Here is a 13,204-nt window from a genome sequence, read left to right as displayed (position 1 = left end):
ACGTCTCCTATGCTGCCAGCTGCGGCCTAAAAACTACGTCAACGCCATAGCTCGTCGCGTTGTAGGTGTTGGTCGGAAACAGGCTATCTGTCCCGTACGCAAACACGCCGTTGCCGCCGATTGACACGGAGGATGGCGCTGATAGAGGTCCGTTGGTAATTGCGTTGGCGAGCAGGCCTGGATCGGCCGCGTAATTGCCGGCAGTGTGATAGGAGGCGACGTATGTAGTGCCCGGCATGATAGTCACAGGCGTGGCGAAATTGACCTGCTGCCAGCCGTTCGCCGTTTCATTGGTGAAGGTCGCAGTTGCCAGCAAAGACCCGGTGCCGCTCCAAAGATCCGCAACGTGGATGCCCGTGTTGGAAGGCCCCTTGTAAAAGCGAAGTCCGATGATATCGCCTGGGCTGGAGGTCTGAAATTTGATGCCCAATTCTACCGACTTTGGATCATTGGCCGCCACAATGCTGGGCTCCTGACTTGCGCTGAACAGGCGCACAGTTGTCGAAGACGCAGCGGTCACATTGAGAGCGACGGATGCACTGGCGATGCCGCCCTGGCCATCGGAGATGCTATAGTTGAAGGAAGCCGGTCCCGTATAGCCAGTCGTCGGAGTGAAGGTCACGCTGTTGCTTTGGACGTTGAAGCTGGCGGTGCCATTCACACCGTTGCTCGCGCCTGTGATCGTGAGCGTATCGCCGTCGGCATCGGTATCGTTGGCAAGAAGAGCCGAACTAGGGATCCCGAAGGGGACGTTCTGCGTGGCGTAGAAGCCGCTGTCGTTCGCAGCGACCGGTGACTGGTTGGCGCCACCACTCGAGCTTTTGAACAGGACATCCACCCAGTAGTTGGTTGCGTTATAGGTACTGGTCGGAAGCAGATTGGCTGTTCCGTAGGTGTAGACGCCATTGGTATTCGCAGGGGCTGTGAGCGGGCCGTTGGTGCGAGCGGTCGTGAAGTAGTTGGGACTGGAAGCATAATGGCCGTTGCTGTGGAAGCTCGCGACGTAGGTGGTGCCCGCCGCAATGGTCACGGGATTGCTGAACGTGACGGACTGCCAGCCGCTGCTGCTCTCGTTGGTGAAAATTGCGGTTGCCAGCAGCGTGCCGGTGCTGCTCCACAACGAACCCGTATGGGTGCCGAGGTCATTTGCGCTCTTGTAGTATTTGATGCCGGAAATCGTGCCTGCCACGGACGACGAGAAGTTCACTCCGAGGTTGACTTGGGAGGTGTCCGAACCCGACCCCACCGCCGGGGCATCGGAGCTCGAGAACAGGCTCACCGTCGAAGGAACTGCCGACACTGCGATATCGAATGTCTCACTGCTGGTGAGATTACCGAGATCGGTCGCCGAGACCTTGACGCTGAGCGTGCCGACGTCAACAGACGTTGGCGTGCCGCTAAGACTTCGGCTCGACGCGTTGAACGTGAGCCAGGCCGGAAGCGGCGAGCCGTCAGCGGCGGTTGCCGTGTAGGTGAGCGAGTCGCCGGCATCGACATCGGTGAAGGTGCCGGCGGGCAACGTCAGCGAGAACGCCGAGCCAACGGTCACGGCCTGGTTGCCGGTCTGGATCGCCAGTACCGGCGCGTCGTTGGCGCCATGAATGGTGACAGTAAGCGTGCTCGACGATGCAACGCCCGCGGCGTCCCGCATCGTATAACTGAAGACATCGGTCAGCGTATTGGTCGATTGCCGCAAGGCTTGCACGGCCGTATCGTTTTCGTTCACCGTGTAGGTGAAAGCACCCGAGGCGCCGAGCAAGAGGGCGCCGTGCGCGCCCGCGATAGCTGAATTGACAGTCCCGTTGGTCGAGCCAAAGCTGACAGCCGTGACGGTCTTTGTGTCACCGGAATCGGGATCGGTATCGTTGGTCAGCACGTTGCCGACGGCGGACGAACCGCCAGTGCTGTTGCCCGTGCCGCCCTTCTCGGTGGCATTCGTGGTGTCAGCAACCGCGGTTGGCGGGTTATTGTTGTCGGCGGAGGAGCCGTTGAAGACGACATCGACCCAGTAGTTGGAGGATCTGAAGGTACTCGTCGGGAACGCGCTTCCCGATCCATAGCTATAGACGCCGTTGGCGCCAGCAGGAGCGGTTAACTGGCCGTTGGTGAGCGACGTCGCGAAATAATTCTGAGTACCGGAATAATTACCATTGGTGTGATAGGACGCGACGTAGGTCGTGCCTGCCGTGATGGCGACAGGATTGGCGAAATTGACTTGCTGCCACCCGCTGGGTGTCTCGTTCGTGAAGGTGGCAGTCGCAAGCAGGGTTCCGGTCGAACTCCAGAGATCCGCAATGTGGGAGCCCGTATTCAACGATCCTTTGTAGAATCGCAGGCCGGTTATTGTCCCGTTCACGGATGCGGTAAACTTGACTCCGACTTCGACGGGGCTGGTATCGCCGGAATTGGCGACGTTCGGCGCATCATTGGTGCCGAACAGGCTCTGCGCGGAGGCCGGATAGTTGACCTTGAGCGACACCTGACCGGATCCGCTTTGGCCGCTCGTGTCCGTGATCGTGTAGGTGAAACTTGCCGCCCCGGCATAGCCATTGGCGGGGGTAAAGGTCACGATCTGGTTCTGCGAGTTGTAGCTTACGCTTCCATTGGCCGGGTTGCCGACGCTGGTAAGCGAGAAGGCCAGCCCGGACGGGTTGGTGTCGTTCGCTAGCAGCGTCGATGCCGGAATACTCAGCACGCCATTTTGGCTAACGGTGAAGCCGCCGTCGGCGTTTGCTTGCGGCACGCTGGCAGCGGAGGAGCCGTTGAAGACGACATCGACCCAGTAGTTGGAGGATTTGAAGGTACTCGTCGGGAACGCGGTTCCGGATCCATAGCTATAGACGCCGTTGGCGCCAGCCGGAGCGGTTAACTGGCCGTTGGTGAGCGACGTCGCGAAATAGTTCTGAGTACCGGAATAATTACCATTGGTGTGATAGGACGCGACGTAAGTGGTGCCTGCCGTGATGGCGACAGGATTGGAGAAATTGACCTGCTGCCATCCGCTGGGTGTCTCGTTCGTGAAGGTGGCAGTCGCAAGCAGGGTTCCGGTCGAACTCCAGAGATCCGCAATGTGGGAGCCCGTATTCAACGACCCTTTGTAGAAGCGCAGCCCTGTTATTGTCCCGTTCACGGATGCGGTAAACTTGACCCCGACTTCGATGGGGCTGGTATCACCGGAATTGGGGACGCTTGGCGCATCGCTGGTGCCGAACAGGCTCTGCGCAGAGAGCGGATAGTTGACCTTGAGCGACACCTGCCCGGACCCGGTTTGGCCGCTCGTGTCCGTGATCGTGTAGGTGAAACTCGCTGCCCCAGCATAGCCATTGGTGGGGGTAAAGGTCACCGTCTGGTTCTGCGAATTGTAGCTTACGCTTCCATTGGCCGGATTGCCGACGCTGGTAAGCGAGAAGGCCAGACCGGACGGGTTGGTGTCGTTCGCTAGCAGGGTCGATGCCGGAATGCTCAGCACGCCATTTTGGCCAACCGTGAAGCCGCTGTCGGCGTTGGCTTGCGGCGACGTCGTCCCTGAATCGGTGAAAACGACGTCGACCCAGTAATTCGCGGCCTTGACATAGGAGGTGTTGCCGGGGAAGACCGGGCCAGTGCCATAGGCATAGACGCCGTTGAGGCTGCCACCGGGCGCGGTGAGCGCACCTTTCGTAAGGCCCCCATAATCGATGAAGTAGTAATCCGTTGAGGAATAGTGGCCAGTGTTCGTGTGATAGGAGGCAACATACGTGACGCCGGCCTGCACGTTGACGGGCGTCGCGAAATTAACCTGCTGCCAGCCGCTCGCGGTTTCGTTAGTGAAGGTGGCGCTCGCGAGCAGAGTGCCGTTTGAGGTCCAGAGATCACCAATGTGGGTGCCCGTATTCTGGGGCCCTTTGTAGAAACGGATACCGGTGATCTTGCCAGACGCGGTAGGGATGAACTTGACGCCAAGCTCAACTGAGTCGGAATCGCTGTTTGAGATCACCGCAGGCGTGTCGGTACTACTGAAGAGCGTCAGGTTGGATGACGGCGTGACCGTGTAGGTAACGCCCGCCCCCGGCGTTTCCAGGTTCAGGCTGTCGTCGATCGCCCTGGTTTTGAGACTATATGTCCCCTGACCGGTTGTGACGAACGTGTATGACCACGTCACGTTCGCCGCACCGACATTGCTGTTGGCCGGATGCCACGTTGTGCCACCATTCGTGGAGACTTCAACGCCGGCAATCTTTCCGCCAGCATCCGCGGCCGTCCCCGTCACTGTGATCGATTGCCCCTCCGCAACGCTCGCAGCTGAGAGATTGGTGATGCCAGAAGTCGGCGCCGTACCGTCTGTGGATTTGAACGCGGCCGCCAAGCTCGCCTGCAGCGTCGCTGGTTGAACCCCCATGTCGGCGAACAGGTTCACCATCGCCTGCTGTACATTGGGATCTACCGGAGTTGCCGGTCCGTCGTGGTCGCTAGCAAGCCCCCAAGACCAGTTGATTGAACCGGCCGAAAATATCAGTGCACCACTAATAGGATCTCGATGCAGGACAAGATTATGTGTCGCCGTGCCTGCACCGAAGGTGTTGCCATAATCAAGCAGATACTTTCCGTCCACCTGCACTGTTGAAGAGGATACATTGATCAACCCTGCTGGGCGAAATCCGTTATCCGGCGCGATGTCCCATTCAACGCCTAATAGGCCCGGCACGAGCGAGGCGGTCTGCCCGGGTGACGTTTGCGCGACAGCTGTATTGCGCCAGAAGCGCAATTGGGTCATCGAGTACGGTATCGTGATCGTGTCATACCGGAACGCGTTGACAGCGAACAACGTACCAGTCAGGGAATTTGCGGGAAGAGCAGGGCCGAACCGCGGGTCGGCGAAATTGCCGGTCGCCTGCCCTATTGGATCAATAAGGGCATTTGCGTGCGTGTCCTTGTAGCTAATCAGTGTGCGGTTGGCTAATCCGCTGCCGTCGATGCTGGGTGCCAACCTTGTTTTCCAAAAAATCTCGTTACCCACGAGAAACGCAAGGTTCACGCCAGCATGCGCCGCGGCCTCTACGTTGGCGCGCTGAGCTTCGGTCCAATACTCGTCATGCCCCGCATCCATGAACAATTTGTGATTGAGCAATAGCGAGCCGTTTGTCGCAGCATCGATTCCAGAGATGTAGGAGACATCGTACCCATTCTGCTCCAGCCAATAGATTGCCGCGATCTCCGCCGCGAACGGGGAGTCTCCTCCCTCGGCAAAGGTGCCGGTGCCATCACGCGTTACGAGGGGTCGATTGTAACTGACTGCGTAGGCTGATCCGTTGACGCCAGGACCGTTGCCGAAATACAGATTGGCCCCTCCCCAACCGTTGTAGGCTTGCCAGTCCTGATCGCTTGTCTGGAGCACGATGTCGCTGTGCGAAGCGTCATTCCTTATGATGAACGGGATCTGGAATATCTGGGTGCCGTTGACGACGTTGGCGATGTAGACGCCCGAGACTGCATCGGTCGGCACGCTCCAGGAGTCCGTCACGCTCCAGTTGCCGGCATCTACGAGGCCGGTCGACGGGTCACGTAGGGGGGCGGGCTGGACGACCGCGGCAGCGGCCTGATGCTGTAGGCTCGTAACCAGTCTGGCACCATTGCCACCGTAATAACCTAGCCGGTACACATCGACACGATAGTTCGGGTTGCCGGTTTGGTTGCTGATCTTGAATTGGACCGTCCCCCCAACATTGGTGCTGATCGCTGTTGTAAACCCTTGAGTCTGAGTCGAATTGTCTCCCGGCTGGATCTGCCAGACACTTTTCGGCGTACCCGGCTTCTGATTTTCCAGTACGATGGAGTTTGTGGGTGGATCAGAGACAAGGGTGCCCCCCTGCCCATCACTCTTGAAATTCCAGTTCAGGTCCATCCCCGAGAACAGCAAAGTGGCACTTGCGGCACCGTTGCTGAAATCGACCGTGCTGATATTCGAACTGTTGTCATAGTGGACGGCTGCCGACATCGAGGATGTGAAGGGTAGATCTTTCAGGTCGATGAGGTTCCCCGGCGAAAGCGGCGCCCCAGGGGACGAACCTGCGATCAACCCGTGGAATTTGGCCGACTGATCGAGGACCAGCGTGCCAGCTTCCGTGCCGAACGACACGGTTATGCCGGAGAACGATCCATTCAAGAACTGCCCCGAAACCGAAGCTCCGATCTCCAGGATCGCCTTGTCTGCAATTTCGAAAGATCCCGTGCCTTTGACGTCGCCCTTAAAGTCCCCCGTAGCAATGCGATTGCCAAGGAACGCCCCAACTTCGACGGTCCCGTTGTTCAGTACATCGCCTTCGACGACAAAGGGCGACCCACCGATCGAAAGCGTCGCGCCTGCATCAACGACCAGGCTCCCGATATCAACACGGGCAGTGCTGGTGACGACATACGCTCCCGCCGCATCGAGGACCGCGGAGTCAATGATCCCTGGGACGCCGGCGCTCCAGTTCGTAGCGACATTCCAGACCCCGTCGCTCGAATTGGTCCAGTGTGTGGTGCTCGGGGTCGACACCGATGATGATGTCGGCGGCGTCCGCTCGTTTGCCACAGTTGGGATCGTCGCGGCCAAGCCCGGATGGCGGCTCGTCAAAGACGTCGAAGACAGCAGAGCAGACAATCGCGACTGGAAAGATGGGAAGAGACTGGGCAAGGCGCCGCGCAAGTCTGGCGGATCGCCCGAGCCGGCCCCAGACGACGCGCGGGCGAAATCGGCGACCCTAACCGGAAGCGGCAGACGCGAAGCCACGCTCGCTGAGGGATCAGCAAACAGTTGGCTCCAGAGGACGGATGGATCGGGGCCATCGAACGCATTCCAAAACGCCGATTCTGGCCAAAAGGCGGGGGTAAGTTCCCCTGGCAAAACGGCCCGGGCTCCCCGACCAAAGACGCTCGCCTTTTGCACCAGCATGGCTAGACCGATTAATTAAACTAACCCTATCGATTTAATTCTATTTTAAATCGTCCGTCAATTCAATGCATATATCATTCAGGTGATTTACAATTATCGGCTTGGTAGAGCTGTCATTGCGAAGCGTAATGCGGCAGCCGAGTGATTTCGTTCAGATATTTGCCATAACCGCTCTTCTCCAGCGGCTGCGCGAGCGCGAGCACCTGATCACGATTGATGAAGCCGAGTCTGAAGGCGACCTCCTCGAGGCAAGCAATCTTCATTCCCTGCCGCTTTTCTAGGGTTTGCACGAACATCCCTGCATCGACGAGAGACTCGAACGTGCCGGTATCCAGCCAGGCAAACCCCCGTCCCATGCGCTCGACGTGCAGCGCGTTGGCCGAGAGGTAGCGCATCTGAAGATCGGTAATCTCGAGCTCTCCGCGGGGCGATGGCTCGACGCGACGAGCGTAGCGAACAACCCGGTTGTCGAAAAAATAGAGCCCCGTAATTGCCCAGTTCGAAGGCGGTCGTTTGGGTTTCTCCTCGATCAATACAGGGCGGTCCGCCTCGTCAAACGCGACCACGCCATATCGTTCTGGGTCTCGCACGTGATAAGCGAAAACCGTGGCGCCCTCCTCACGTCCCGCCGCCTTGGCAAGCAGTTCACTCAGGCCATCCCCGAAGAAGATATTGTCCCCAAGAACCATCGCTACACGATCGTTTCCGATGAAATCGGCACCAACGATGAAGGCGTCCGCGAGACCGGCGGGACGGGCTTGTTCGGCGTAGCTGAGCCGAATGCCCCATTGGCTCCCGTCGCCCAGCAACCGCTCGAACTGACACCGATCGGACGGCGTGGTAATAATCAGAATTTCGCGGATCCCTGCCAACATCAGCGTCGACAGGGGATAATAGATCATGGGCTTGTCATAGATCGGGAGCAACTGCTTGCTGACGACGCGCGTGATCGGATAGAGGCGCGTTCCGCTGCCGCCAGCCAGCACGATTCCCTTCAGCATTGGTTTCTCCTTCTCCCGCTAACTGATCGAGACAGGCTTCGAGCGAATGGCGCCAGGGCGCCAATCGAATCCCGAACACGCGTTCGGCCTTGGATGAGTCGAGGCGCGAATTTCGAGGCCGACGCGCAGCGGTCGGAAACTCTTCCGTCGTGATCGCCTCGAGCGCCGGAATCCGCTCTCCGCGACGGGAGCGCGCGTCGAAGATCGCCTGCGCAAAGTCGTACCAGTTCGTCTCGCCTCCGCCAGCAAGGTGAAAGATGCCGGCCGTCGCCCTGCGATCGTCCGTTACTGACCGTTCTGCGATCCGAAGCACGGCCTCCGCGAGGTCGAATGCACAGGTCGGATTTCCATGTTGGTCCCGAACAACCCTCACAATGGGCTGGCTCTCACATAGCCGCAGCATCGTTCGAACGAAGTTGCTGCCATAGGGAGAGTAAATCCACGAGCTCCTGATCACGGTCGCGAGCGGGTGCGCGGCCAAAACAGCAGCTTCGCCGGCGAGCTTCGAGGCACCGTAGACATTCAACGGCGCAGGAATGTCACTTTCGTCGTAGGCATCCGGTTTCGCACCGTCGAACACATAGTCGGTCGAGAGATGGATGAGTGGAATGTTCATCTGCCACGCGACATCTGCCAGCGCCGCCGCGCCATCGCGGTTGATGCCGAAGGCTTTCGCTGCTTCGGTTTCGGCCTGATCTACCGCGGTGTAGGCTGCCGTATTGATGATCGCAGCCGGCGCGACCGACGCGATGAGCTTGTCGATCCCCTCGCGGTCCTCCAGATCGAGCTCTCGACGCCCGAGGGCCACCACAGGCAGACCGCGCATTGCACCGAGATCAAGAAGACACCTTGCCAGCTGACCATTCCGTCCGGCAATGAGGATGGGGCGATCTGTCATCTTCACCTCAGTTTTGGGCAGCCAGGAGACCCAGACGCGTGCCGTCATAGACACCGCAGCGAGCACGCTCCCACCATGCGCGATTCTTGAGATACCATCCGACGGTTTCGGCCAAGCCCTCTTCAAAGGTTCTCGTCGGTCCCCAGCCAAGTTCGCGATGTGCCTTCGACGCGTCGATCGCATAGCGCGCATCGTGCCCCGGACGATCCGGCACGAACGTAACCAGAGATCGTCTCGCTCCCGCGCCCGGGGACAATCGATCCAGCACGTCGCAAATCTGGGTGACGACCTCCAAGTTGGATCGCTGGCTGTCTCCTCCAAGATTGTACTTCTCGCCCGGTTTCCCATCGTAGAGCAGTCTTATCAAGCCGGCGGCATGATCATCGACGTGAAGCCAGTCGCGAATATTTCTGCCGTCGCCATAGACTGGTAGAGGCTTCCGGTCGATCGCATTGAGGATTGTCAGCGGGATGAGCTTTTCCGGGAACTGGTACGGCCCGTAATTGTTCGAGCAATTCGATACGATGACCGGCAGACCGTAGGTTCGAAACCACGCGAGCGCGAGGTGATCCGAGGCGGCCTTGCTGGCCGAATACGGCGAACTCGGCCTGTACGGCGTGTCTTCGCGAAACAAGTCGTCGGGCCCTAGTGAACCGTAGACTTCGTCCGTCGATACATGGATGAAGCGGAATTTCTTGCGTCTCAGAAGCGGCAGGTGCTCATAGTAGGTCCTGGCGGCCTCCAACAGCGTGTAGGTGCCAACTATATTGGTGTTGACGAAGGCGTCGGGCCGGGTGATCGAACGGTCGACGTGGCTTTCTGCGGCCAGATGTATGACCGCATCCGGCTCGTAATCGGCGAATGCGAGATCCATAACCTCGCGATCGCAGATGTCGGACTGCAGGAACGCATAAGATTCCCGCGTCTCGATGCTCGCCAGCGCAACTGGGTTGGCTGCGTATGTCAACTTGTCGATGTTGATGACTGCGGCACCAGTCTGCAGCACCAGACGGCGACACACCGCAGAACCGATAAAGCCCGCTCCGCCGGTCACCAGGATACGCATTCTACTCGTCTCCACTACTCAAAAACGAAACCAAGCTGGTTGAACGCAGGAAGGGTTTGGTCCTTTGGTGACACCTGAGCCTGAGGGATCGTCACGGGCCACTTGATCGCTAGCGTCGGATCAGCCCAATAGACGCCGCCGTCGTGGCTCGGGGCATAGACCTGGTCGACCTTGTACAAGACGACGGTCTTGGGTTGCAGCGTACAGAAGCCATGCGCGAACCCCTTCGGAATGAACACCTGCTCACCACTTTCACTATCCAGCTGGATGGCGATATGCTTGCCGAAGTTGGGCGATGACCGCCGGAGATCGACGGCAATATCGAGAATGGCCCCGTTCAACACCCGTATGAGTTTCGCCTGGGCGAAGGGCGGTCGCTGGAAGTGCAGGCCACGTACCGTGCCGATCCGGTCTGAGCTGGACTGATTGTCCTGCAGGAAGTCGTGGAGGATACCCTTTTCGGCAAAGGCCGATCGCTGGAAGGTCTCACAGAAGTAGCCGCGGCCGTCGGCAAACCGATCTGTTCGAACTACTTTGACATCAGGGATCGCCAAGGATCGCAGTTCCAGCATTAGGTACTCCTGCCGGCCCTCACTTCAGAATCGGGTTTCCATGCGGAGGGCATAATCCCCGATGGAATTAATTCTTTGCCAGGCCAAACCGGCCCCTAACCATCGCATTATTTTTGATAAAAACACTGCATAGACCTTAAGTGACGGAAATATAATACTATTTTCCCACGATTTGGCCCAAAATGACGCGTTCATTGATTTTCGGTCTCGTTTCAATTAATAGATGATTCATTTAATTTGGCAAGTAGATTTTTATAAGGTATATAATCCCTCGCCGCTTGGTACGTCCTTCTTGAACGCTGGTCTGCTGGCGGGCGGCCTCAACGTGGCTCAGTCGGATAGGTACGTGATGCTCCAGAACAATCTTCAACACACGGATAAACTACGGCTGGCGGTGAACGGGCTTGCTCAACCCGTCCAGGCAGACAGCGGAGGGATCAACGACGTCATCAATTTCGCGATCGGGCTTCTGCGACGCCAATATCTCGTGATCCTTGTCACTGCTGGACTCATCACTGCGGCCAGCGTGCTCTATCTCCGGCTGGTATCTCCAACCTATACGGCGCAGGTTCAGATCCTGTTAGCCAATCCAAGGCCCCAGTTTGTCCAGCAGCAATCGCTCGTCGCCGAGCCGGCATACGATCTCGGTCAGATCGAGACCCAGCTTCAGCTCCTGAGATCAAGGGCAATTGCGGTTGCGGTGATCGATCAGTTGAAACTGACGGACGATCCAGACTTTAAGGCGTCGGGGCCATCTCTACAGTCGCTCTGGCAGCGAATCCGGTCATTTGCCTCGAATGGACCGAAGAAGGAAGCGCCCTCGGATACGCAGGGCGAACCATCGGACGCTATGGTAGACGCATTTCTCGGCCGACTTTCAGCGGGACGTGTCGGGTACAGCAACATCATTGAGATCAGTTTCAATTCGAGCAACGCGGTTCGAGCCGCGGAGATCGTCAACGCCGTCGCCAAGACCTATGTTGCGGACCAGCTCAACGCAAAGTTCGACGCAAATCGCAGGGCAACAAGCTGGCTGCAGGAGCGGCTGCGCGACCTCGGTGACCAGGCCCTCGCTGCACAACGTGCCGTCGACGTCTACAAGGCTCAGAACAATATTGTTTCTTTGGATGGAAAGCCCATCGACGAGCAGCAGATCACGGAGATCAACAATCGATTGGCTGCCGCACGCGCCCAGACCTCCGAGGCCACGGCCAAATTGGCTCGCTATCAAACTCTCCTTACCACCTCCGATCCGAAAAATCCGGCCTCAATGGCCAATCTGGATGCCGTCGGGGCCGATGCGCTGAACAGTCAGATCATCACGGGGCTGCGTCAGCAGTATCTAGAACTCATGAGACGCGAGGCCGAGTTGTCCGCCAGGGTCGGTCGCGACCACTTGGCAGTCGTTAATGTCCGCAACCGCGCGCGGGAGTTTCGCGTCTCCGTCTTCGACGAAGTCAGGAGACTTGCCGAAGTCAGCCGAAGCGAGTTCGAACTCGCCAAACAGCGCCAGGAAGAAGTCGAAAAGCAGCTGTCCAAGGCCGTTTCGCAGTCTCGTTCAGTCAATTCTGCCGAGTTGACTATCAAGGATCTAGATAGCCGGGCGAAGGGCTTGCGCAGCCTGTACGAGACCTTCTTGCAGCGTTACATGGGCTCCGCACAGCAGGAGACATTTCCTGTCTCAGAAACGCGGGTCCTTTTTCCCGCTTCGCCGCCGCCAAGCAAGAGCAAGCCAAAGACGAGGCTGGTACTGGCGCTGGGCATCCTTGGCGGTCTTGGAGTGGGCATCGGCTTGGCGCTCCTCAGAGACCTCATGGACCGCGTCTTCCGTACCTCCTCCCAACTGGAAACTGTGTTGGAATTGCCTTGCCTATCTATGGTCCCGTTGTTACCCGCCCGCAAGTCTCCGAAGCCGTCAGTTCGGCTCCTGAAAACCGACGATGATAACCAGCAGCGGATAGTTTCGTCTCCAACCGCAATTCACCGAACCGTAGTCGGGATGCCGCTATCTCGATATACGGAGGCAATTCGTTCTATCAAGCTGGCCATCGACCACAATCCGGCGAAAATCTCCTCCCAGGTCATCGGCATTACCTCGGCCCTGCCGAATGAGGGGAAGACCACGATTGCGGCCTCGCTCGCGCAATTGATCGGGCACACCGGCAAGAGAGCCATCATCGTCGACTGCGACCTCAGGAATCCCTCACTAACAGCTATCTTTGCGCCCAAGGCTGTCAGCGGAATCATCGAAGTTGCAAACGGCACCCGGTCCCTGGCGGACGCCATTTGGCGGGATCCGACAACCAACCTTGCATTTTTGCCCGCCGTGCGGCGGGGACCCCTGCTTCACACCAGCGAAATTCTTTGCGCGGACGCGATAAGCAAGCTGTTCGACCGTTTGCGAGCTGACTATGACTACGTCATCGTCGACCTTCCTCCCCTGACCCCGTTGGTTGATGTCCGAGCCACTTCTTCTCTCATCGACTGCTACATTCTGGTTGTTGAATGGGGCCGTACCAAAATAGATGTCGTGCAGCACGCGCTGCACACAGCACCCAACATTCACGAGTCGCTCATTGGGGCAGTGCTCAGCAAAACCGATACCAAGGCAATGGCTCGATATGACGGTCATCGGAGCTACTATTATCATGACAGCCACTACATCCGTTATGGACTTTCCGGCTCTTGAGGCTGTCTCGTAGCGGCCTCCGCGTTCTCCGGCCGGTGGATCGGCGGAGTGGCCGCACCACACGA

The 13,204-nt window shown here is 58.3% G+C and carries 6 protein-coding genes; 1 reads left to right on the top strand and 5 read right to left on the bottom strand.

Features of this window, described 5'->3' with window-relative positions; all coding sequences use genetic code 11:
• Positions 1–7 precede the first annotated feature (7 nt).
• The 5 genes from BM190_RS34135 to rfbC form a co-directional block, all read right to left on the bottom strand.
• Positions 8–6,913, bottom strand: a complete 6,906-nt coding sequence (locus tag BM190_RS34135; RefSeq protein WP_244550813.1) for a DUF4082 domain-containing protein — start codon at positions 6,911–6,913, stop codon at positions 8–10.
• A gap of 113 nt (positions 6,914–7,026) precedes the next feature.
• Positions 7,027–7,914 (bottom strand): glucose-1-phosphate thymidylyltransferase RfbA, encoded by an 888-nt coding sequence (gene rfbA, locus BM190_RS34130; protein WP_092261938.1) that lies wholly within the window; start codon positions 7,912–7,914, stop codon positions 7,027–7,029.
• Positions 7,823–8,812: a dTDP-4-dehydrorhamnose reductase gene (gene rfbD / locus BM190_RS34125; RefSeq protein ID WP_092261961.1), complete on the bottom strand. Its 990-nt coding sequence runs from the start codon at positions 8,810–8,812 to the stop codon at positions 7,823–7,825. Before rfbD ends, rfbA begins: the two co-directional genes overlap by 92 nt.
• Positions 8,813–8,819: 7 nt before the next feature.
• Positions 8,820–9,878 (bottom strand): dTDP-glucose 4,6-dehydratase, encoded by a 1,059-nt coding sequence (gene rfbB, locus BM190_RS34120; RefSeq protein WP_092261960.1) that lies wholly within the window; start codon positions 9,876–9,878, stop codon positions 8,820–8,822.
• A 14-nt stretch (positions 9,879–9,892) separates the two neighbouring features.
• Positions 9,893–10,450 (bottom strand): dTDP-4-dehydrorhamnose 3,5-epimerase, encoded by a 558-nt coding sequence (rfbC, locus tag BM190_RS34115; RefSeq protein WP_092261937.1) that lies wholly within the window; start codon positions 10,448–10,450, stop codon positions 9,893–9,895.
• A 349-nt stretch (positions 10,451–10,799) separates the two neighbouring features.
• Between rfbC and BM190_RS34110 the strand changes: the two genes are divergently transcribed.
• Positions 10,800–13,139, top strand: a complete 2,340-nt coding sequence (locus BM190_RS34110) for an AAA family ATPase (protein ID WP_092261959.1) — start codon at positions 10,800–10,802, stop codon at positions 13,137–13,139.
• Positions 13,140–13,204: the final 65 nt, after the last annotated feature.

It is taken from the genome of Bradyrhizobium sp. Rc3b, assembly GCF_900114915.1.
Lineage (GTDB): Bacteria > Pseudomonadota > Alphaproteobacteria > Rhizobiales > Xanthobacteraceae > Bradyrhizobium.
The sequence above is the reverse complement of the archived record's forward strand: the minus strand, read 5'-3'. Positions and strand labels throughout refer to the sequence as shown.